Raw genomic sequence first — 22,514 nt, 5'->3', positions numbered from 1 at the left:
CCCTGCTCGCCCTTGGGGCGGCGTATGTGCCGTTTCACTCCCCCGCGGGCGCGTGCTCGGCGGCCGTGCGTACGTCGATCTCGCGCCAGAAACCTGCCCGGATCGCGTACCGGTCGTGCTCGTCGATCTGGTCGTCCTTGTGGGCGAGCAGCCCGAAGCGGGCGGCATAGCGCAGCAGCTCGCCGTCGATGCGGTGCGGGACGCGCGGGTACATCCCGGACAGCTTCTGGAGGTGGCTCTGGTCGCCGAGCCGCTCCATCCAGCGCCGGGCGAAGACCTGCCCCACCTCGTAGGGGTCGCCGCCGACGGTCGTGATGTCCTCCTCGCGGTCGGCCCAGCGCTGCTCGGCGGTGGTGAGCTGGGCGAGCGTGGGCATGGCCGCGACCTCGGGCGGTTCGGCGGAGCCGCCGGGGCGGTCGACCCAGCCCTTGTCGGAGGACCAGCGCAGGGTGGCGTTGGCCGGGTGCTGGGGCTGGACGCCGGGGGCGCGCAGGGCGGCCAGGTCCTTGGGGGTGGGCACGCCCTTGGGCGCGGGCACCCGTTCCTGGGTGCCGTTCTCGGACGCGGCGGCGGGGGTGTGCTCGCCCTCGTCGGCGGAGCGCTCGGCGGCCGCGGTGAGCGCGGACTCGGGCAGCGGCGCGGAGAGGATCGCGGCGATCTCGGGCCGGGGCGCGGGCGGCGGGGCGCAGACCCCGCCGAGTTCCTTGGCGCGGACGGCCTTGGTGATCCACGTACGGTCCAGCACGCGCCGTTCGTCGGCCTCGGCGACCAGGTCCTCGGACTGGTTGTAGTCGCCGTCGGCGGCCTGTACGGCCCACAGGTGGACGGCGACGCCGTGCTCCTTGGCGGCCATCATGCCCGGCAGCAGGTCGCCGTCGCCGGTGACCAGGACGATGTCGGAGCAGGCGCGGTTGCGGGCCAGCTCGGTGAGCTCGGCGTGCATGGCGGCGTCGACGCCCTTCTGGGCCCAGCGTCCGTCGCTGCGGGTCAGGGCGCCGAGCCGGACGGTGACCCGGGGCATCACGCGCAGCCGGCGGTGCTCGGGCTGGGGGACGCGGTCGGGGGCGCCGTCGAACCAGTAGATGCGCAGCAGCGGCCGTTCCGTGTCCGACTCGGCGCGGTCGCGCAGGCCCTGGATGAGGGCGGCGTGATCCACGGTGATGCGGGACCGGGACGGCTCCCCCGCGAGGAGACTGGCGGCCGCCCCCAGCAGATACCCGGCGTCCACCAGGACGATGCAGCGGTCCACGCGACTCACCCTCTTCCCGGGAGGTTTGCTTCGGGCTTCCTTCGAGTCTGCCCGACCTCGCGGAGGTTAACGGCCGGAACTCGATCTTCGGCGTGGCGTTTCGCGGCATTGCCGGGCGACATTCCCTGTCACACACGGTAATTATCCGAAATGCGTTCTTTGTCAGCCTATGTGAATCTGGTCGCGGCCCTGGCCCCTAGATCACCCTCAGGAGGCAGATCACCATGGCCAAGAACAAGAACCGTGACCGCAAGCAGCCGCAGTCCGAGCGTGGTCAGCAGCAGGCCCAGCAGTCCTCGATGGAGGCACAGGCCGAGCAGCGCATGACCCAGGTGACTCCGGGTGACATCGCCCGCAAGGGCAAGCAGAAGCGCTTCGGTCACAACTGACATCTGCATAAAGGGTTGTTGAGACCCACGGGTTGTTGAGACCCGGGCACACAGAGAGGGCGCGTCCGACACCGGACGCGCCCTCTCGATGTACGGCTAACCCGCCAGACAGGACGGGCCGAGCAGCACCTTCAGGTCGCCGAAGAGCGCCGGGTCGGGCTTCACCCGGTGCCGGTCGAGCCGCAGGACGGTCGTCTTCGTCGGGCCCTGGAGCTTGATCCGGACCTCGCTCTCGCCCTTGTGGTGGGTGAGGATCTCGCCGAGGCGGCTGACCATCGGCGGAGTGACCCGGGTCGCCGGGATGGTGAGGATCACGGGCGCGTTGGTGCCCGCGTTGGACAGGTCGGGGACCTGGAGCTCCATCGCCACGAGCCGCGGCACGTCCTCGCGCTTGTCGAGACGGCCCTTGACGAACACCACGGCGTCCTCGACGAGTTGGGTCGAGACCAGCTGGTAGGTCGCCGGGAAGAACATGCACTCGATGGAGCCCGCGAGGTCCTCCACGGTGGCGATCGCCCAGGCGTTGCCCTGCTTGGTCATCTTGCGCTGGAGACCGGAGATGATGCCGCCGATGGTCACCACGGCACCGTCCGCGTGCTCGCCTCCGGTGAGCTGGGCGATGCCCGCGTCGGCCTTGTCGGAGAGCACGTGCTCCAGGCCGAAGAGGGGGTGGTCGGAGACGTACAGACCGAGCATCTCCCGCTCCTGGGCGAGCAGATAGGTCTTGTCCCACTCGTCGGTGGTGAACTCGACGTCGAGTCCGAAGCCGGGCTCGCTGGTCTCCTCCTCGCCCATGCCGCCGAAGAGGTCGAACTGGCCCTCGGCCTCCTTGCGCTTGACGGCGACCACGTTGTCGATCATCGGCTCGAAGTGCGCGGTCAGTCCCTTGCGGGTGTGCCCGAGGCTGTCGAAGGCGCCCGCCTTGATCAGCGACTCCGTGGTGCGCTTGTTGCAGGCGGTGGCGTCGACCTTGTCGAGGTAGTCGGGGAAGGAGGCGTACTTCCCCTTGGCCTTGCGGGCCTTGATGATCGACTCGACCACGTTCGAACCGACGTTGCGGACGGCCTCCAGGCCGAACAGGATCACGTCGTCGCCCTGGGCGGCGAAGTTGTGCACCGACTCGTTCACGTTCGGCGGGAGCACCTTGATGCCCATGCGGCGGCACTCGTTGAGGTAGACGGCCGACTTGTCCTTGTCGTCCTTGACGGAGGTCAGCAGCGCGGCCATGTACTCGGCGGGGTGGTTGGCCTTGAGGTAGGCCGTCCAGTACGAGACCAGGCCGTACGCGGCGGAGTGCGCCTTGTTGAACGCGTAGCCGGCGAACGGGACCAGGACGTCCCACAGCGCCTGGATGGCCTCGTCGCTGTAGCCGTTCTTCTGGGCACCGGCCTGGAAGATGGTGAAGTTCTTCGCCAGTTCCTCGGGCTTCTTCTTGCCCATCACGCGGCGGAGGATGTCGGCCTCGCCGAGCGAGTAGCCGGCGATGATCTGGGCGGCCTTCTGCACCTGCTCCTGGTAGACGATCAGGCCGTAGGTGACGTCGAGGACCTCCCTGAGGGGCTCCTCCAGCTCCGGGTGGATCGGGGTGATCTCCTGGAGCTTGTTCTTGCGCAGCGCGTAGTTGGTGTGCGAGTCCATGCCCATCGGGCCCGGACGGTAGAGCGCCGACACGGCGGAGATGTCTTCGAAGTTGTCGGGCTTCATCAGCCGCAGCAGCGAGCGCATCGGGCCGCCGTCGAACTGGAAGACGCCGAGGGTGTCGCCGCGCTGGAGGAGTTCGAAGGTCGTCGGGTCGTCCAGCGGCAGCGCCAGCAGGTCGATGTCGATGCCCTTGTTGGACTTCACCATCTTGACGGCGTCGTCCATGATCGTCAGGTTGCGCAGGCCGAGGAAGTCCATCTTCAGCAGGCCGAGCGACTCACAACTCGGGTAGTCCCACTGCGTGATGGTCACGCCGTCGGTGTGGCGCACCCAGACGGGCACGTGCTCGGTGATGGTCTCGCTGGACATGATCACGCCGGCGGCGTGCACACCCATCTGCCGGACCAGGCCCTCGACGCCCTTGGCGGTGTCGATGACCTTCTTCACGTCCGGTTCGTTCTCGTACATCCCGCGGACCTCGCCGGCCTCGCTGTAGCGCGGGTGCGAGGGGTCGGTGATGCCGTTGAGGTCGATGCCCTTGCCGAGGACGTCGGCGGGCATGGCCTTGGTGATGCGGTCGCCCATCGCGTACGGGTAGCCCAGCACGCGCGCGGAGTCCTTGATCGCGTTCTTGGCCTTGATCTTGCCGTAGGTGCCGATCATGGCGACCTTGTCGGCGCCGTATTTCTCCGTCACGTACCTGATCACCTCGACGCGCCTGCGCTCGTCGAAGTCGATGTCGACATCGGGCATCGAGATGCGCTCGGGGTTGAGGAACCGCTCGAAGATCAGGCCGTGCGGGATCGGGTCGAGGTCGGTGATGCCCATGGCGTAGGCGACGATCGAACCGGCCGCGGAGCCTCGGCCGGGGCCGACCGCGATGCCGTTGTTCTTGGCCCACATGATGAAGTCGGCGACGACGAGGAAGTAGCCGGGGAAGCCCATCGAGATGATGACGTCCATCTCGTAGTCGGCCTGCTTCTGGCGGTCCTCGGGGATGCCGCCCGGGTAGCGGCGCTCCATGCCGCGGCGGACCTCCTCCTTGAACCAGGTGACCTCGGTGTAGCCCTCGGGGATGTCGAACTTCGGCATGAGGTTCTTGGCCTCGAACATGCCGGTGGTGTCGACCTGCTCGGCGACCAGGAGGGTGTTGCGGCAGCCCTCCTGCCAGGCGTCGGAGGAGTCGACGGCGTACATCTCGTCCGTGGACTTCAGGTAGTAGCCGGTGCCGTCGAACTTGAAGCGGTCGGGGTCGGAGAGGTTCTTGCCGGTCTGGATGCACAGCAGGGCGTCGTGCGCCGTCGCCTCGTGCGCGTAGGTGTAGTGCGAGTCGTTCGTCACCAGGGGCGGGATGCCGAGCTTCTTGCCGATGTCGAGGAGGCCGTCGCGGACCCGGCGCTCGATCTCGATGCCGTGGTCCATCAGCTCCAGGAAGTAGCGGTCCTTGCCGAAGATGTCCTGGTACTCGGCGGCCGACTTCAGGGCCTCGTCGTACTGGCCGAGGCGCAGCCGGGTCTGGAGCTCGCCGGAGGGGCAGCCGGTGGAGGCGATGAGCCCCTCGGACCACTGGGAGATGGTCTCCTTGTCCATCCGGGGCCACTTCTGGAGCCAGCCCTCGGCGTAGGCGTCCGAGGAGAGCCGGAAGAGGTTGTGCAGTCCCGTGGCGTTGGACGCCCAGATCGTCTTGTGGGTGTAACCACCCGAACCGGAGACGTCGTCCCGCTTCTGGTGCGGCTGGCCCCACTGGATCTTGCGCTTGTTGCGCCGGGACTCGGGGGCGACATAGGCCTCGATCCCGATGATCGGGGTGACCCCGGCCTTCTTCGCGGAGTGGAAGAAGTCGTACGCGCCGTGGAGGTTGCCGTGGTCGGACATGGCGATATGGGTCATGCCCATCTCGTTGCACGCGTCGAACATGTCCTTCAGCCGCGCGGCACCGTCCAGCAGGGAGTACTGGGTGTGGACGTGCAGGTGCGTGAACGGCGGCTTTGACACGGTCGGGCCTCCAGGGGAAACACTCGGCTACGGGCCGGCGGACAGTTCGGGGGACAGCGTCGAAGTCTATGCCTCGGGACTGACACTTCGGGGGCCGCCCCGCGTACCTTCACAGCGAGGGTTGCGCGGGCACTTTCGCGCCGCCCCGACCGTTGAGACGACAGAAACGCTGTCGTACACATGCAGGTACGCCTGCACGTACACCCGCTCCAGGAGGCACCCCGCGATGTCGGTACCGCAGCTCAACGACGAGCCTCGCGGCGAGGAGATCCTCGCCGTCTTCGACACCGCCTTCGGCGAGCTCCTGGCCGCCGATCCGGCCGCGTTCCGCGTGAAGTTCCGCAAGATGGCGGCCTCGGCGTTCGCGTTCTATCGGGGCACGGCGTGCCTCTTCTACCACGACCTGGACGCGGAGAACGCCGGGCGGGGCGACGGGGCGATATTCCGTGGGCCGTACCTGGACGAGCGCACCTCGCGCGTGTGGATCCACGGCGACCTGCACGCGGAGAACTTCGGCACGTACATGGACGCCACCGGGCGCCTGATCTTCAACGTCAACGACTTCGACGAGGCGTACGTCGGCCCCTTCACCTGGGACCTCAAGCGCTTCTCCGCCTCCATCGCCCTGATCGGGTACGCGAAGGCGCTCAGCGACGAGCAGATCACCGAGCTGGTGCGGATCTACGCCGCCGCCTACCGCGAGCGCATCCACGCCCTGGCGACCGGCGCCAAGAGCGACGAGGTGCCGCCCTTCACGCTGGACACCGCCGAGGGGCCGCTCCTGGACGCGCTGCGCGACGCCCGCTCGCTGACCCGGTTCGGCCTCCTGGACTCGATGACCGAGATCCGTGACTTCGAGCGCCGCTTCGCGCCCGGCGGCGGCTCCATCGAGCTGGACGCGGCCACGCGCTACAAGGTGCTGGCGGCCTTCGACGGCTACCTGGAGACCCTGCCGGACGCCTCGCTGGCCCGCCCGGACTCCTACCGCGTGAAGGACGTCGTCGGCCGCCGCGGCATCGGCATCGGCTCGGCCGGGCTGCCGTCGTACAACATCCTCCTGGAGGGCCACAGCGACGCGCTCGAGAACGACGTCGTGATCTACATCAAGCAGGCCCAGACCCCGGCCGTCTCCCGGCACATCACCGACCCGGCGATCCGCGACTACTTCCAGCACGAGGGGCACCGCACGGTGATCTCGCAGCGCGCCCTCCAGGCGCACGCCGACCCGTGGCTGGGCTGGACCGAGCTGGACGGCGCGGGGCAGCTGGTCGCCGAGGTCTCGCCGTACGCCGTGGACCTCGACTGGGGCGACATCGACGACGCGGAGGAGATCGCGGCGGTCGTCGCCGACCTCGGCCGGGCCACGGCCACCATGCACGCGGCGGCGGACGACACCTCCGGCGAGTCCCTGGTGCCGTTCTCCACGGAGCGGGCCATCGACGCGGCGATCGCGGCCGACGAGGAGGGCTTCGGCGAGCTCCTGGTCTCCTTCGCGCACGACTACGGCGCACGCGCGCGTGCCGACCACCAGATCTTCGTGGACCTGTTCCGCAACGGCCGGATTCCGGGGCTGTGACGGAGACCGCACGGATGTCGATAACGATAGGGCCGCTCACAGGGATCTTTTAGGGCTCCCTTACAGGCCCGCGTGACACACTCTCTGACGCTATGGACATATCCGGGACCCAGTTGCGAGCGCTCCGCGCGGCGCTGTTCACGGCACTCGTCGTGACCCTCAGCACCGCGTCGCACGTACTGCTGTCCCGCGCCCCGCTCCCGCTGAACACGGTGGCCCTGGTCTCGGTCACCGTGTTCGCCGTGGCGTACGCCCTGGCCGGCCGGGAGCGGGGTTTCGGGCGGATCGCCGCCCTGCTCGTCCCGCTGGAACTCGCCGCGGACACGGTCCTCACCACCGGGCAGCACGTCTGCTACGGCGCCGCGGGCGGCCCCGTGGCCGGCCCGCTGCGCTCGGTCGGCTGGGACGTCCTGTGCGGCGACGGCACCAGCGTCGGCAGCCCCCTGGCCCGGGTCACCGGCACCGACAGCGACCGTCTGGCGGGCGTCCTCGCCCACGCCGATCCGCAGGCCGCCTGGCTGCTGCTCGGCGCACACATCGGCGTGGGCCTGCTGGCCGCCGCCTGGCTGCGCCGCGGCGAGCGGGCGCTGGCCCAGCTGCTGCGGGCGGTCGCGGCGACGACGTTCCGTCCGCTGCTGCTGGCGGTCGCCGTGGTGGCGGTCCGCCGCACCCCGGCGGTGCGCCGCCCGCGGCACCCCGGTCGCCGCACGACCATCGCGCGCGACCGGCTCCTCGTGCACTCCCTGGGACGGCGTGGACCGCCGTGCTCGGCCGCTTTCGCCTGACCCACCCGAACAGCACCGGGCATCACCACACCCTTTTACGTATCCGCACACGACGTGTGCGCGTCCCCTTCACGGAGATCACCCATGAGCAAGCGGAACAGCCAGGCGGCGAAGACGGCGGCCCGCGAGCGGCTGCGTCTGGAGCGCGAGCGCCAGGCCAAGCGCGACAAGATCAAGCGGCAGGTCATCGTCGCCTGCTCCGTCGTCGGCGTCCTCGCGATAGCCGGCGGCATCGGCTACGCCGTCGTCCAGGGCAACAAGCCCGGCTACTGGGAAGAGGCGAAGAACGACAAGCTCGTCAAGCCGGCCAACACCACGGGCGAGAACGGCACGACGGTCGTCATCGGCAAGGCCGCCGCCAAGAAGACCCTCGTGATGTACGAGGACCCGCGCTGCCCGGTCTGCGCCCAGTTCGAGCAGACCGTCGGCCCGACCGTGGACAAGGACGTCGAGGCCGGCAAGTTCAAGCTCCAGTACGTCGGCGCCAGCTTCCTCGACAAGGGTCTGGGCGGCGAGGGCTCCAAGAACGCGCTCAGCGCCCTCGGCGCCGCGCTGAACGTCAGCTCCGACGCGTTCCTCCAGTACAAGACCGCGATGTACTCGACGAAGTGGCACCCCGAGGAGTCGGACGACAAGTTCAAGGACGACGACTACCTGATCAAGATCGCGAACACGGTCGACGCCCTGAAGAACAACAAGACCTTCCAGAACGCCGTGAAGAACGGCACCTACGACAAGTGGGCCCTGGTGATGTCCGAGAAGTTCGACGACAGCGGCGTGACCGGCACCCCGACCCTGAAGATGGACGACAAGGCGCTGACCGGCTCCGACGGCAAGAACGCGCCGATGACGGTGGCCGAGTTCAACACGGCGCTCGAGGCGGCGCTGAAGGCCTGAGCATGACCTGAGGCGACCTCCGGCTGAAGAGCGGGCGAACTTTCCCGGTTCGCCCGCTCTTCGCTCGTACCGGCCAGTAACCTGAGCGCTCGTGACCAGTGAACACAGAGCATCCGAGCGCCTCAACTCCCTGGCGCCGCGCCGCCGTACGGTCGTGAAGGCCGCCGCCGCCACCGCGGGCGCCGCCCTCCTCGCGACCCCCTTCCCCGCCGGCGCCGCCGACGAGGCCCCCGCCTTCCTGCACGGCGTCGCCTCCGGCGACCCGCTGCCCGACGGCATCCTGCTGTGGACCCGGGTGACCCCCGTGGCCGCGGCGACACCCGGCTCCGGGCTCGGCCCGGACACCGAGGTGAACTGGACCGTCGCCACGGACAAGGCGTTCACGAACGTCGTCGCCAAAGGCTCCGTCACCGCGACCGCCGCCTCCGACCACACCGTCAAGGCCGACGTGCGCGGCCTCGCCCCGGCCACCGACTACTGGTTCCGCTTCTCCGCGGGCGGCACCGACTCCCCGGCGGCGCGCACCCGCACCGCGCCGGCGGCGGACGCGGCCGTGAACAACCTCCGCTTCGGCGTGGTCTCCTGCGCCAACTGGGAGGCCGGCCACTTCTCCGCGTACCGCCATCTCGCGGCCCGCGGCGACCTGGACGCCTGGCTGCACCTGGGCGACTACATATACGAGTACGGCACCGGCGAGTACGGCACCCGCGACACCGTCGTACGGCAGCACGCGCCGACCCACGAGATCCTCACCCTCGCCGACTACCGCGTCCGGCACGGCAAGTACAAGACGGACTCCGACCTCCAGGCGCTGCACACGGTCGCTCCGGTCGTCGCGATCTGGGACGACCACGAGTTCGCCAACGACGCCTGGTCGGGCGGGGCGGAGAACCACACCGAGGGCGCGGAGGGGGCCTGGGCCGCACGCCAGGCGGCCGCCAAGCAGGCGTACTTCGAGTGGATGCCGGTGCGTCCGGCGATCGCGGGGACGACCTACCGGCGGCTGCGCTTCGGCAAGCTGGTCGACCTGTCCCTCCTCGACCTGCGGTCCTTCCGCTCGCAGCAGGTGTCCGTCGGCAACGGCTCGGTCGACGACCCGGACCGCACCCTCACCGGCCGGGCCCAACTGGACTGGCTCAAGGCGGGGCTGAAGTCCTCCGACACCACCTGGCGGCTGGTCGGCAACTCGGTGATGATCTCGCCGTTCGCCATCGGCTCGCTCTCCGCGGACCTGCTGAAGCCGCTCGCCGAGCTGCTGGGCCTGCCGAAGGAGGGCCTCGCCCTCAACACCGACCAGTGGGACGGCTACACGGACGACCGCCGGGAGCTGCTGGCCCACCTGCGCTCGAACGCCATCCGCAACACCGTGTTCCTGACCGGTGACATCCACATGGCGTGGGCCAACGACGTGCCGGTGGACGCGGGCACGTATCCGCTGTCGGCCTCGGCCGCGACCGAGTTCGTCGTGACGTCGGTGACCTCCGACAACCTCGACGACATCGTCAAGGTCCCCGAGGGCACGGTCTCCGCCCTCGCCGCGCCGATCATCAAGGCCGCCAACCGGCACGTCCACTGGGTCGACACCGACCGCCACGGCTACGGCGTCCTGGACATCACCGCCGGCCGCGCGCAGATGGATTACTACGTCCTCTCCGACAAGACGAAGGCCGACGCGACCTCGTCCTGGGCCCGTTCGTACCGCACGAGGACCGGCACGCAGAAGGTCGAGCGGACGTACGACCCCGTGTAGTCAGGTTTTGGCCAACGGTGAGTGGCGCGGCCCGCGTTCGTATACGGCCGCGCCACTCGCCCGGTCGGAAGGCGTTCAGGAGGCATTTACAGGCTGAGCATGTACACGTAATCTCCGGGCGGCGGCCAGGAAGACCCCTGCGTCCGCTCTCCCCGACGCATCAGCTAGGAGTCAGCATGCGTGCGCTCGCCCGGATATCCCCTGTTATGCGCAGACGCCTTCTCGGTACGGCAGTTGTGGCCGGAACCCTGATGCTCTCTCCCCTGTCGGCGCCCACCGGAGTCGCGGCGGCCCAGGCTCCGGCCGCCGACTGCGCCGGCACGGACACGAACGCCGCGGCCCGCGAGATCCGCCCGGGCAGTGGCGAGAACATCGCCGAGCCCAACGAGATCAGCACCGCCAAGGCCCAGGCGATGGACGCCGATCTGCGCGCCAAGCTCGACAAGCTGCCCTCGTCCGGCAGCCGCAGCCTCGCCGCCGCCGCCTCCACCAGCATCCCGGTGTACTTCCACGTCATCCACGACGGCGCCACCGGCAACCTCAGCTCGTCCGACATCAGCGCCCAGCTGAACGTCCTGAACGCGGCCTACGCCGGCCAGGGCACCGGGAACACCGACTCCGGCTACCAGTTCACGCTGGCCGGCACCGACTACACCGACAACGCCGCCTGGTACAACGTCGGTTACGGCTCGGCGGAGGAGAAGGCGATGAAGACCGCCCTGCGCAAGGGCGGCGCGAACGCGCTCAACATCTACACCGCCAACCTCGGCGACGGCCTCCTCGGCTGGGCCACCTTCCCCAGTTCCTACAAGTCCAGCCCCTCGATGGACGGCGTCGTCATCCTCGACGCCTCCCTGCCCGGCGGCTCGGCGGCGAACTACAACGAGGGCGACACCGCCACCCACGAGGTCGGCCACTGGATGGGGCTGTACCACACCTTCCAGGGCGGCTGCAGCGGCAAGGGCGACTACGTCGACGACACCCCGGCCGAGAAGAGCGCGGCCTACCAGTGCCCGACCGGCCGCGACACCTGCACCACCAAGGCGGGCGTCGACCCGATCCACAACTTCATGGACTACACGTACGACAGCTGCATGTACCAGTTCACCTCGGGTCAGGTGACGCGGATGCAGCAGAGCTGGGCGGCGTACCGCGCCGCCGGATGATCTAGAGGGTCTCCAGGAAGCCGAGCGCCACCCGCCAGGTGGCCTCGGCGGCCTCCTCGTCGTAGTCCGGCAGGTCGGGGTCGGTGTAGAGGTGGCCGGCCCCGGCGTACCGGTAGACCTCCACATCGGCGCCCGCGCGCCCCATCTGGAGATACCAGGAGCTCAGCCAGTCGTCCGTCTCGAACTGGTCCGGCTCGGCCACGTGCAGCTGGACCGGCAGGTCGTCCACGGAGGCGTTGGCGGCGATGTCCGACGTGCCGTGCAGAAGCAGCAGCCCGCGCGCCTTGTCGTCGCCGAGGGCCAGGGTCTGCGCGACCGAGGCACCGAACGAGAACCCGGCGTACACCAGGCCCCGCTCCGAGTAGGGCGCGGCGGCCAGCACGGCCCGCTTGAGCAGCTCGTCCTTGCCGATGCCGTCCTTGAACTCCATGCCCTCCTCGACCGTCTCGAACGTGCGCCCCTCGAAGAGATCCGGGGTCCAGACCTCGTGTCCGGCGGCGCGCAGCCGGTCCGCCGCCGCGCGCACCGCGGGCCGCAGACCGTACGTCGAGTGAAAGAGCATGATGTTCATGAGCCCATCGTGCCAGTACGGTCGGAGGCATGGAGAACGTACTGCGCCCGCTGATCGTCGTCGGCGGCTCGGTCGTGCTCACGCTCCTCATCGGCTGGGCCACCGATCTGCTGATGCGCAAGGCCGACCAACGGCAGAGCGAGACCCCGCTGTGGGGCCTGCTGCGCCGCGGCCGCATCCCCTACCAGCTCGTCATCTTCGCGGCCCTGCTCAGAGGGTCGTACGACGAGGCGCGGGTGCTGGTGGAACACCGCGTCGGCATCGGCCGGACGCTGACCCTGGTCCTCATCGGGGCGACGGCGTGGCTGATGATCCGGATCGCGGCGGCGGTCGTGGAGACGACGTACACCCGCTACTCCCGCGCCCAGCGCGATCCGGCCCGGGTCCGGCGCGTCCGCACCCAGGTGACTCTCATCACACGGGTGGTCACGGCGGTCGTCGCCGTGGTGGCGATCGCCGCGATGCTGCTGACCTTCCCGGCGATGCGCGCGGCCGGTGCCTCGCTGCTGGCCTCGGCCGGAATCCTCGGCATCGTCGCCGGTGTCGCGGCGCAGTCCACGCTGAGCAACATGTTCGCGGGGCTGCAGATCGCGTTCGGCGACATGGTGCGCATAGGGGACACGGTCGTGGTGGACGGCGAGTGGGGCACGGTCGAGGAGATCACGCTGACCTTCCTCACCGTCCGGACCTGGGACGAGCGCCGGATCACCATGCCGGTGTCGTACTTCACCTCGAAACCGTTCGAGAACTGGTCGCGCGGCGGCGCCCAGATGACCGGCATCGTCTACTGGCACCTGGACCACTCGGCGCCGATGGAGGCGATGCGGGAGAAGCTCCGCGACATCCTCCGCGAGTGCCCGGCGTGGGACGGCCGTGCCTGCGATCTGACGGTCACGGACTCGACGCCGAACACCATGCAGGTGCGGGCCCTGGTGACCGCCAGGGACGCCGACGACATCTGGAAGGTGCGGGTCACGGTCCGCGAGCAGATGATCCGCTGGCTGACCGAGCACCACCCCTACGCCCTGCCCCGCGTCAACACGGCCGACTCCGCCCTGCCCCCGAGCACCAACGGCAACCGTCCGACCCCCTCCCCCGACGGCGGGCCCCGCAGGGCGCACGAGCCGCCGAGGCAGGCCCGCTGAACCGTCAACGCCCCCGCTCGGCGCCCCCGTTGACCTGCACGACCTGCGACGTCACGTGCCCGGCGCCGGGCGAGGCGAGCCAGTGCAGCGTCTCGGCGACGTCCCCGGGGTTCCCGGCGCGCCCGGTGGCGGTCTCGCCGATCAGCCGCTCCCGCCGGGCGGGGTCGATGGCGCCGCCGAAGAACTCGGTGTCCTCGATGTAGCCGGGCGCGACGACGTTCACGGTGATCCCGCGGGGGCCGAGCTCCCGGGCCAGGTCGTGCGCGTACGGGTGCAGTCCCGCCTTGGCGGCCCCGTACGCCCCGCTGCCCGATCCCCGGTAGGCGGCGATGGAACTCACGAACAGCACCCGCCCGCCGGGCGAGGCGAGCCGGTCCTTGAGGGCCTCGGTGAGCAGCGCGGCGGTCAGCAGATTGAGCCGGAAGTTGACGGTCCAGTGGTGTGCGACGGCGTCGAGCGGGTCGTCACCGGCGGCGGGTGGTTCGAGCTGCCCGTTGCCGCCGGCGCTGTGGACGAGGACGTCCACGGCCCCCAGTTCCCGCCCGACGAACCCGGCGACCCCGCGCACGTCGGCCGGGTCACTGAGATCGGCGGCACAGCTGAGCGCCCCGGGTACGGCCGCCCCTTCCAGCACCTCCTTGCGCCGCCCGAGCAACAGCACCCGGTCCCCGTCCGCCGCGAAGACGCGGGCCGCAGCAAGCCCGATTCCCGTACCACCACCGCTGATCACCACGTTGCGAGCCATGATCCGACCCTACGAAGGGCCACGGCGGGCCGTCATCCGTTTTCACCCGAAGGTCATGCGACCGCCGCGTCAGCGCAGGCTGCGAACATCCAGATGCCGCAGCACCCGATCCACCACCTCCGGATCCGCCCCCGGCTCGCTCCGCGCCGCCAGCACCTCGTGCCGCGCCGCGCTCAGCATCTCGCCCTGGATGCGCCGGACCCGCTTCAGCCGCTTCGCCCGCTGCTGATGCGCCTCGCGCCGCTCCTCGTCCCCCATGTCCGGGCTGATCCGCACCCCGATGTCGAAGGCCCGCCGCAGCATCTGCTCGGACAGCTCCTCCGGCAGCTCCTCGACCTCCTCGATCTCCTTCAGCCGCCGCTTGGCGGCCTTGGCGGCCCGGATGGCGAGGTTCCTCTCGAACTCCTTCTCCCGCTCGGTGTCGGCCTTCACGCCGAGCCGCTTCACGAGCCACGGCAGGGTCAGCCCCTGAAGCACCAGGGTCGCCATGATGACGCCGAACGCGATGAACACGATCTCGTCCCGGTCGGGAAAGGCGCCCCCCTCGTCGGTCTTCAGCGGAATCGCCAGCGCCAGCGCCACCGACGCCACCCCGCGCATCCCCGACCACCACATGACGACGGTCTCCCGCCAGGTCATCGGGATCTCCTCGTCGTAGTCCTGCTTGGCGTGCAGCCGCTTGGCGACCCAGGTCGCGGGCAGCAGCCACACCAGGCGGACGAGGACGACGACCACGACGATCGCGGCCGCCCAGCCGAGCATCTCGCCCCACCGCCCGGACGCGGTCCGGACGGCGTTGTGCAGCTCCAGCCCGATCAGCCCGAAGGCCACGCCGGTGACGAGCGTGTCGACGATGTCCCAGAAGGTGTGTCCGGCGAGCCGGGTGAGCACGTCGTCGGCGTCGGTGCCGTACTCGGCGAGGAAGAGGGCGGTGGTGAGCACGGCGAGGACGCCGGAGCCGTGCAGTTCTTCCGCGAGCACATAGGAGGCGTACGGCACGAGGAGCGTCAGCCCGATCTGGAGGGTCGGGTCGCCGAGCAGATCCATCAGCTTGTTCGCGCCCCAGCCCAGGGCGAGCCCCATGCCGACGGCGACGACCGCGGAGAGCACCAGCTCGAACGCGGCGTCCCCGAGGTCGAAGGAGCCGCTGACGGCCGCGGCGATCGCCACGTGGTAGAGCACGATGGCCGTCACGTCGTTGAAGAGCCCCTCACCCTCCAGGATCGACACCAGCCGCCGCGGCAGCCCCAGCTGCCCCGCGACGGCGGTCGCCGCGACCGGGTCGGGCGGCGCGACCAGCGCGCCCAGCGCCACGGCGGCGGCGAGCGGCAGCCCCGGGACGATCGCGTTGGCGACGGCGGCCACACACAGGGTGGTGACGAACACCAGCGCCACGGCCAGCAGCAGGATCGGCCGTACGTTGGCCGCGAACTGCCGCCACGAGGTGCGCCGCACGGCCGCGTAGAGCAGCGGCGGGAGCAGAAGGGGCAGGATCAGTTCAGGCGCGATGTCGACGTTCGGCACGAAGTCGAGGAGCGCGAGAACGATCCCGAGCAGGGTCATGAGCACCGGTGCCGGCAGCTTGAACCGGTCCCCCACCGGAACGCTCACCACGGCCCCGAGCAACAGCACGAACAGCAGGGCCAACTGATCCACGGTCAGGCTCCGGCGGGTCGGACGAGCAGGACTTCAGCGACCCAGCCTGCCACGACACCCGAGCCGATCAGCTACAGCGCGCGCCGCATCCCCTGGTGCGGAATCCCCGCCTCCAGGTACTCCGGCCCGTACGCCTCGTACCCGAGCCGCTCGTAGAACCCCAGCGCGTGCGTCTGCGCGTGCAGATCCACCGCCGCGAGCCCACGCGCGCGTGCCGCGTCCTCGATGGCCCGTACGAGCGCCACGCCGACGCCGAGACCCCGCGCCTCCTCGGCGACCGCCAGCCGCCCGAGCGACCCGAGGGAGAGATCGCCGGCGACCTTCTCGGCGGCCGCCTCGCCGTACAGCAGCCGCCCGGTGCCCAGCGGCACCCCGTCGTCCCGCACGGCCAGCACATGCAGCGCCACGGTGTCGTACGCGTCGTACTCCAGATCCTCCGGAACGCCCTGCTCGACGACGAAGACCTGCTTGCGCACGGCGAAGCACAGCTCCCGGTCCGCGGGGTCCTCGGCGACCCGCACGGCGTACGCCGGCCCGCTCACGCGTACGTCTCCTCGCGGACCTGGTCCAGGGCCTGCTGGAGGTCCTGCGGGTAGTCGCTCTCGAACTCGACCCACTGCCCGTCCCCGGGGTGCTCGAAGCCGAGACGGACCGCGTGCAGCCACTGCCGGGTCAGGCGCAGCCGCTTGGCGAGGGTCGGGTCGGCGCCGTAGGTGAGGTCGCCGACGCAGGGGTGGCGGTGGGCGGCCATGTGCACGCGGATCTGGTGGGTGCGGCCGGTCTCCAGCTTCACGTCGAGCAGGGAGGCCGCGCGGAACGCCTCGATGAGGTCGTAGTGGGTGATCGACGGCTTGCCGTCGGCGGTCACCGCCCACTTGTAGTCGTGGTGGGGGTGGCGTCCGATGGGGGCGTCGATGGTGCCGCTCGTCGGGTCCGGGTGGCCCTGGACGAGGGTGTGGTAGCGCTTGTCGACCGTGCGCTCCTTGAACTGGCGCTTGAGCGACGTGTACGCGTACTCCGACTTGGCGACCACCATCAGACCGGAGGTGCCGACGTCGAGGCGGTGCACGATGCCCTGGCGCTCGGCGGCGCCGGAGGTCGAGATGCGGTACCCGGCGGCGGCGAGCCCGCCGATGACGGTCGGGCCGGTCCAGCCCGGCGACGGGTGGGCGGCGACCCCGACGGGCTTGACGATGACGACCACGTCGTCGTCGTCATGGATGATCTCCATGCCCTCGACCGGCTCGGCGACGATCTGCACCGGGGCGGGCGCGCCGGGCATCTCGACCTCCAGCCAGGCGCCGCCGCGCACGCGCTCGGACTTGCCGACCACGGACCCGTCGACCTGGACCTTGCCCGCCGCCGCCAGCTCGGCCGCCTTGGTGCGGGAGAAGCCGAACATGCGGGAGATGGCGGCGTCGACGCGCTCGCCCTCCAGGCCGTCCGGCACGGGCAGGGTACGGATCTCGGGAATCGTGCTCACCCGTCGAGTATGCCGGACGGGTGCGACAGTCCCGAACGCGCGCTCAGTCCTTGTGGACGGTCCCGTCCGGGTCGAGGCCCTTGAAGGACAGCAGCACGATCAGGATGCCGCCGCACACGATCGCCGAGTCGGCGAGGTTGAACACCGCGAAGTGCTTCGGCGCGATGAAGTCGACGACCGCGCCCTCGAAGACGCCCGGGGAGCGGAAGATCCGGTCCGTGAGGTTGCCGAGCGCACCGCCGAGGAGCAGTCCGAGCGCGATCGCCCAGGGCAGGCTGTAGAGCTTGCGGGCGAGCCGGGCGATGACCACGATCACGGCCGCCGCGATCACCGTGAAGATCACGGTGAAGGCCTCGCCGAAGCCGAAGGCGGCGCCCGCGTTGCGGATCGCCTCGAACTTCAGCCAGTCCCCGACGATCTCGATCGAGTCGTGGTGCTCCAGCTTGGCGACCACGAGCAGCTTGCTGCCCAGGTCGAGGAGGTACGCGAAGGCGGCGACCGCGAACAGTACGGCGATCCGGCGCTTGCCCCTGGGCTGGGGCCGCTCCCCGACGCCCTCCTGCCCGGCTGCCTGCTCCGGCTCGGCCCCGTCCCCCTCCGGGGTGTCCGGCGTACCGATCATGCGCTCCGCTTCGGTCACGTGAGTCCCTCAACCTAGGTGCCTGACTGAGGACGAGGGTACGGCACGCCCCGCTGCACCCTCAGTACCGGCGTTCCTGCTTCTGCTTGCACTCCACGCACAGGGTCGCGCGCGGGAACGCCTGCATTCGCGCCTTGCCGATCGGGTTGCCGCAGTTCTCGCACAGACCGTAGGTACCCGCGTCCAGACGATCCAGGGCACGCTCGGTCTGTTCGAGCATCTCGCGCGCGTTGGCCGCGAGGGCCATCTCGTGCTCACGCGTGATGTTCTTGGTGCCGGTGTCGGCCTGGTCGTCGCCCGCACCGTCCCCGGAGTCCCGCATCAGGCCCACCAGGGACTCCTCGGACGTCGTGATCTCGGAGCGCAGCCGCAGCGCCTCGGACTGGAGCTCGGCGCGCGCCTCGGCGACCTCCTCCGGGGTCCAGGGGTCCTCGCCGGGACGGACCGCGAGCTCGCCCGGCTCCGCCGCGGCGAGACGTGCCTTGGGGACGGCGGTCTGCGCCGCCGTGGCCGTGCCAGGAGTCTTCTTCGCAACCACCGTCGTGGCTCCCGTCTGCTGCGCGGCCTGCGCCGCGCCCGCCTTCTTGGCCGCGCTCTTGCCGGCCGCGCTCGTCGTGGAGGTGCCCTTCGCGGCAGCGGTCTTCTTGGCGGCCGCCTTCTTCACGCCCGCCTTCCCGGCCGCCACCGCCTTCTTGCTCCCCGCCGCCTCCTTGGCGACGGTCTCCTTCGTTCCCACCGCCTTCTTGGCGACGGCGGCCTTCTTTGCAGCCGCCTTCCCGGCCACCGCCTTCCCGGCCGTCGTCTTCCCTGCCGTCTTCTTCGCAGCCGTCTTCTTCGCGGCTGCGCTCTTCTCGGCCGGCTTCTTCTCGGCCGTGGTCTTCACCGCGGCCGTCTTCCCCGCGGTCGTCCGCTTCGCTGCCGCGCCCACCGCCTTTTTCCCGCCCACGTCCTTGGCCGCACCGCCGGAGGCATGTGTGGACCTGCCCGACGCCGACTGCTGATCGGCGGTCTTCTTCGCCACCATGGCCGCGGCCCCTTCACATTTTGTGATCTTGCACGCGAATCGTGCTGGGACGATAAATCGACTTGAGCCCCGCGGCAACGGGACGCACCGCCCGATTCGCCCGCCTCGCGCAGGGAGCACGCCAGACATGCAAGCGTTGTGCCCAGCTCCCCGCCGGGTAATCCGCCGGACCGAGCGTCCCGGAATCCGAACACGCGTACCGATCCATTCGGGTCACCCCGGCGCCCCCGGCCCCCGCCCCGCCGAGGCCGGGAAAACCGGTCGGCCGCTGTCCGCGCGGCGCCGTACACTGGGCGGAGCGAAAAGCGTGGATGGGGACGAGTAGCGACGTACGCAGCCCAGAGCGACCCGGGGACGGTGGAAGCCCGGGGGCGAGCGCGACGTGAAGATCACCCCGGAGCCGCCGGAAGAACCCCGCAGTCGACAGACGGCGGGTGGTAGACCCGGCATCGCGACCCCAATGAGGGGGCTCACCGGCGCGTACGGCGCGCGGGAGGGCCAAGGAGGGTGGTACCGCGGGAGCGCGCCGAAACCGGCGTACAGAAGACAGCTCTCGTCCCTCCGGACGGAAGGCAGCAAGTCCGCCGGAGGAAGACTGATGACGCAGTACCGCCAGGTGCCCGCCCAGGTCGATCTGCCCGCGCTCGAGCACGCGGTGCTCGACTTCTGGCGCGAGCAGAAGATCTTCGCCAAGTCCCTGGAGCAGTCCGAGGGCCGCCCCGAGTGGGTGTTCTACGAGGGCCCGCCCACCGCCAACGGCATGCCGGGCGCCCACCACATCGAGGCCCGCGTCTTCAAGGACGTCTTCCCCCGCTTCCGCACCATGCGCGGCTACCACGTGGCCCGCAAGGCCGGCTGGGACTGCCACGGCCTCCCGGTGGAGCTCGCGGTGGAGAAGGAGCTCGGCTTCAGCGGCAAGCAGGACATCGAGGCGTACGGCATCGCCGAGTTCAACGACAAGTGCCGCGAGTCCGTGCTGCGCCACACCGACGCGTTCTCCGAGCTGACGACCCGCATGGGCTACTGGGTCGACCTCGACGACGCCTACGTCACGATGGACCCCGAGTACATCGAATCCGTCTGGTGGTCGCTCAAGGAGATCTTCAACAAGGGCCTGCTGGTCCAGGACCACCGCGTGGCCCCCTGGTGCCCCCGCTGCGGCACCGGCCTGTCGGACCACGAGCTGGCACAGGGCTACGAGACGGTCGTCGACCCGTCCGTGTACGTCCGTTTCCCGCTCACCTCCGGTCCGCTCGCCGGCGAGGCCGCGCTCGTGGTGTGGACGACGACGCCCTGGACGCTGGTGTCCAACACGGCCGTCGCCGCGCACCCCGACGTCACCTACGTCGTCGCCACCGACGGCGAGGAGAAGCTCGTCGTCGCCGAACCTCTGCTCGCCAAGGCGCTCGGCGAGGGCTGGGAGACCACCGGCCAGTCCTTCACGGGCGCCGAGATGGAGCGCTGGACGTATCAACGTCCCTTCGAGCTCGTGGAGTTCCCGGAGCCGGCGCATTTCGTCGTCAACGCCGAGTACGTCACGACCGAGGACGGTACGGGCCTGGTCCACCAGTCCCCCGCCTTCGGTGAGGACGACCTCAAGGTCTGCCGCGCGTACGGCCTCCCGGTGGTGAACCCGGTCCGCCCCGACGGCACCTTCGAGGAGGACGTCCCCCTTGTCGGCGGCGTCTTCTTCAAGAAGGCGGACGAACGGCTCACCGAGGACCTCCAGCAGCGCGGCCTCCTCTTCAAGCACATCCCGTACGAGCACAGCTACCCGCACTGCTGGCGCTGCCACACCGCGCTCCTCTACTACGCGCAGCCGTCCTGGTACATCCGCACCACGGCCATCAAGGACCGCCTCCTCCAGGAGAACGAGAACACCAACTGGTTCCCGGACACGGTCAAGCACGGCCGGTACGGCGACTGGCTGAACAACAACATCGACTGGGCGCTGTCCCGCAACCGCTACTGGGGCACCCCGCTGCCGATCTGGCGCTGCGAGGACGACCACCTCACCGTGGCCGGCTCCCGCGCGGAGCTCACCGAGCTGACCGGCACCGACCAGTCGTCCCTGGACCCGCACCGCCCGTTCATCGACGACGTCACCTTCGCCTGCCCCAAGGACGCCTGCGGCAAGACGGCCACGCGCGTGCCCGAGGTCATCGACGCCTGGTACGACTCCGGTTCGATGCCGTTCGCGCAGTGGGGCTACCCGTACAAGAACAAGGAACTCTTCGAGTCCCGCTACCCGGCCCAGTTCATCAGCGAGGCCATCGACCAGACCCGCGGCTGGTTCTACACGCTGATGGCGGTCGGCACGCTGGTCTTCGACAAGTCCTCGTACGAGAACGTCGTCTGCCTCGGCCACATCCTCGCCGAGGACGGCCGGAAGATGTCCAAGCACCTGGGCAACATCCTCCAGCCGATCCCGCTGATGGACCAGCACGGCGCCGACGCCGTCCGCTGGTTCATGGCGGCCGGCGGCTCCCCGTGGGCGGCCCGCCGGGTGGGCCACGGCACGATCCAGGAGGTCGTCCGCAAGACTCTGCTGACGTACTGGAACACGGTCGCCTTCCAGGCCCTGTACGCCCGCACGTCGAACTGGGCCCCGTCCGCGGCCGACCCGGCCCCGGCCGACCGCCCGGTCCTGGACCGCTGGCTGCTGTCCGAACTCCACGCGCTCACCGACCAGGTGACGCAGGCGCTGGAGGCCTACGACACCCAGCGCGCCGGCAAGCTCCTCTCGGCCTTCGTCGACGACCTGTCCAACTGGTACGTCCGCCGCTCGCGCCGCCGCTTCTGGCAGGGCGACAAGGCCGCGCTGCGCACGCTGCACGAGGTCGTCGAGACGGTCACCAAGCTGATGGCCCCGCTGACCCCGTTCATCACGGAGCGGGTCTGGCAGGACCTGGTCGTCCCGGTGACCCCGGGCGCGCCCGAGTCGGTCCACCTGTCCTCGTGGCCGGAGGCGGACCTCTCCGCCATCGACCCGGAGCTGTCGCGGCAGATGGTCCTGGTCCGCCGCCTGGTCGAGCTGGGCCGGGCCACGCGCGCGGAGTCGGGTGTGAAGACCCGTCAGCCGCTGTCCCGTGCGCTCATCGCCGCGACCGGTTTCGACGCCCTCGACCGTGAACTGCACGCGCAGATCACGGAGGAGCTGAACGTCGAGGCCCTGGCGTCCCTCTCCGAGGTCGGCGGCAGCCTGGTCGACACCACCGCGAAGGCCAACTTCCGCGCCCTGGGCAAGCGGTTCGGCAAGCGGGTCCAGGACGTGGCGAAGGCGGTCGCGAACGCGGACGCCGCCGCCCTGTCCCTGGCGCTGCGCGAGGGCACGGCGTCGGTCGAGGTCGACGGCGAGACGATCACCCTCGCTCCCGACGAGGTGATCATCACGGAGACCCCGCGCGAGGGCTGGTCGGTCGCCTCCGACTCGGGTGCCACGGTCGCCCTGGACCTGGAGATCACGGAGGAGCTCCGCCAGGCGGGCCTCGCCCGTGACGCGATCCGCCTGATCCAGGAGGCTCGCAAGAACAGCGGCCTGGACGTGGCCGACCGGATCGCCCTGCGCTGGACGTCCACGGACCCGGCGGTGATCGCGGCCCTGACCGAGCACGCACCCCTGATCGCCGACGAGGTGCTGTCGACGGACTTCGCCCAGGGCGAGGCGGACGACAGCTACGGCGAGCCGTTCACCGACGAGGGCCTGTCCCTGACGTTCCGCCTGCGCAAGGCGTAACGCGGGCACGGCCTACGAGGCCTGGTCTCCTCACCCGGGGAGACCAGGCCTTTGCCACGCCCCCAC

Annotated in this window: 17 protein-coding genes; 8 read left to right on the top strand and 9 right to left on the bottom strand. The window is 70.1% G+C overall.

The genetic code is table 11. The features are described from left to right. Positions 1–34 precede the first annotated feature (34 nt). A complete protein-coding gene (locus DI272_RS36030) occupies positions 35–1,249 on the bottom strand; it encodes an NYN domain-containing protein (RefSeq protein ID WP_109499368.1) in 1,215 nt (404 codons plus the stop codon). A 224-nt stretch (positions 1,250–1,473) separates the two neighbouring features. Between DI272_RS36030 and DI272_RS44750 the strand changes: the two genes are divergently transcribed. Next, positions 1,474–1,638, top strand: coding sequence for a hypothetical protein (locus DI272_RS44750; RefSeq protein WP_181387430.1), 165 nt, complete (start codon positions 1,474–1,476; stop codon positions 1,636–1,638). A 96-nt stretch (positions 1,639–1,734) separates the two neighbouring features. Here DI272_RS44750 and dnaE read toward each other — a convergent pair whose 3' ends face one another. Continuing rightward, on the bottom strand, positions 1,735–5,274 hold the full coding sequence (gene dnaE, locus DI272_RS36025; protein ID WP_109499367.1) for a DNA polymerase III subunit alpha: 3,540 nt from the start codon (positions 5,272–5,274) through the stop codon (positions 1,735–1,737). 226 nt (positions 5,275–5,500) lie between these two features. Between dnaE and DI272_RS36020 the strand changes: the two genes are divergently transcribed. The 5 genes from DI272_RS36020 to DI272_RS36000 all read left to right on the top strand — a co-directional run bounded on the left by DI272_RS36020 (position 5,501) and on the right by DI272_RS36000 (position 11,448). After that, positions 5,501–6,850 (top strand): DUF2252 domain-containing protein, encoded by a 1,350-nt coding sequence (locus DI272_RS36020; protein ID WP_109499366.1) that lies wholly within the window; start codon positions 5,501–5,503, stop codon positions 6,848–6,850. Between the two features lie 92 nt (positions 6,851–6,942). Then, positions 6,943–7,635 (top strand): hypothetical protein, encoded by a 693-nt coding sequence (locus DI272_RS36015; protein WP_109499365.1) that lies wholly within the window; start codon positions 6,943–6,945, stop codon positions 7,633–7,635. An 84-nt stretch (positions 7,636–7,719) separates the two neighbouring features. Beyond that, positions 7,720–8,532 (top strand): thioredoxin domain-containing protein, encoded by an 813-nt coding sequence (locus DI272_RS36010; RefSeq protein WP_109499364.1) that lies wholly within the window; start codon positions 7,720–7,722, stop codon positions 8,530–8,532. Between the two features lie 91 nt (positions 8,533–8,623). Continuing rightward, entirely contained in the window at positions 8,624–10,282 is a 1,659-nt protein-coding gene (locus DI272_RS36005; protein WP_109499363.1) for an alkaline phosphatase, read from the top strand. A 176-nt stretch (positions 10,283–10,458) separates the two neighbouring features. Then, the gene (locus DI272_RS36000; protein ID WP_109499362.1) at positions 10,459–11,448 is read left to right on the top strand and encodes a zinc metalloprotease; all 990 of its coding nucleotides are present in this window, start codon (positions 10,459–10,461) and stop codon (positions 11,446–11,448) included. Between the two features lies 1 nt (position 11,449). On the opposite strand, the gene DI272_RS35995 is transcribed toward DI272_RS36000, so the two are convergent. Continuing rightward, entirely contained in the window at positions 11,450–12,019 is a 570-nt protein-coding gene (locus DI272_RS35995) for a dienelactone hydrolase family protein (RefSeq protein WP_109499361.1), read from the bottom strand. A 29-nt stretch (positions 12,020–12,048) separates the two neighbouring features. On the opposite strand from DI272_RS35995, the gene DI272_RS35990 reads away from it, so the two are divergent. Then, positions 12,049–13,164: a mechanosensitive ion channel family protein gene (locus tag DI272_RS35990; RefSeq protein ID WP_109499360.1), complete on the top strand. Its 1,116-nt coding sequence runs from the start codon at positions 12,049–12,051 to the stop codon at positions 13,162–13,164. Positions 13,165–13,168: 4 nt separating this feature from the next. Here DI272_RS35990 and DI272_RS35985 read toward each other — a convergent pair whose 3' ends face one another. From DI272_RS35985 to DI272_RS35960, 6 genes are all read right to left on the bottom strand, one after another. Further along, positions 13,169–13,909 (bottom strand): SDR family NAD(P)-dependent oxidoreductase, encoded by a 741-nt coding sequence (locus DI272_RS35985; RefSeq protein WP_109499359.1) that lies wholly within the window; start codon positions 13,907–13,909, stop codon positions 13,169–13,171. Positions 13,910–13,978: 69 nt separating this feature from the next. Next, complete coding sequence (locus tag DI272_RS35980) at positions 13,979–15,565, bottom strand: Na+/H+ antiporter (RefSeq protein WP_109499358.1); 1,587 nt, start codon at positions 15,563–15,565, stop codon at positions 13,979–13,981. A 71-nt stretch (positions 15,566–15,636) separates the two neighbouring features. After that, positions 15,637–16,107, bottom strand: coding sequence for a GNAT family N-acetyltransferase (locus tag DI272_RS35975; RefSeq protein ID WP_109499357.1), 471 nt, complete (start codon positions 16,105–16,107; stop codon positions 15,637–15,639). Continuing rightward, positions 16,104–17,048, bottom strand: a complete 945-nt coding sequence (locus tag DI272_RS35970) for an RluA family pseudouridine synthase (protein WP_109499356.1) — start codon at positions 17,046–17,048, stop codon at positions 16,104–16,106. The genes DI272_RS35975 and DI272_RS35970 overlap by 4 nt, the downstream gene beginning before the upstream one ends. Before the next feature lie 43 nt (positions 17,049–17,091). After that, on the bottom strand, positions 17,092–17,688 hold the full coding sequence (lspA, locus tag DI272_RS35965) for a signal peptidase II (protein WP_109499355.1): 597 nt from the start codon (positions 17,686–17,688) through the stop codon (positions 17,092–17,094). A gap of 61 nt (positions 17,689–17,749) precedes the next feature. Next, entirely contained in the window at positions 17,750–18,712 is a 963-nt protein-coding gene (locus tag DI272_RS35960; RefSeq protein WP_109499354.1) for a TraR/DksA family transcriptional regulator, read from the bottom strand. Between the two features lie 598 nt (positions 18,713–19,310). On the opposite strand from DI272_RS35960, the gene ileS reads away from it, so the two are divergent. Further along, positions 19,311–22,448 (top strand): isoleucine--tRNA ligase, encoded by a 3,138-nt coding sequence (ileS, locus tag DI272_RS35950; RefSeq protein ID WP_109499353.1) that lies wholly within the window; start codon positions 19,311–19,313, stop codon positions 22,446–22,448. Positions 22,449–22,514 lie beyond the last annotated feature (66 nt).

It is taken from the genome of Streptomyces sp. Act143 (genome assembly GCF_003143935.1).
GTDB lineage: Bacteria > Actinomycetota > Actinomycetes > Streptomycetales > Streptomycetaceae > Streptomyces.
The sequence above is the reverse complement of the archived record's forward strand: the minus strand, read 5'-3'. Positions and strand labels throughout refer to the sequence as shown.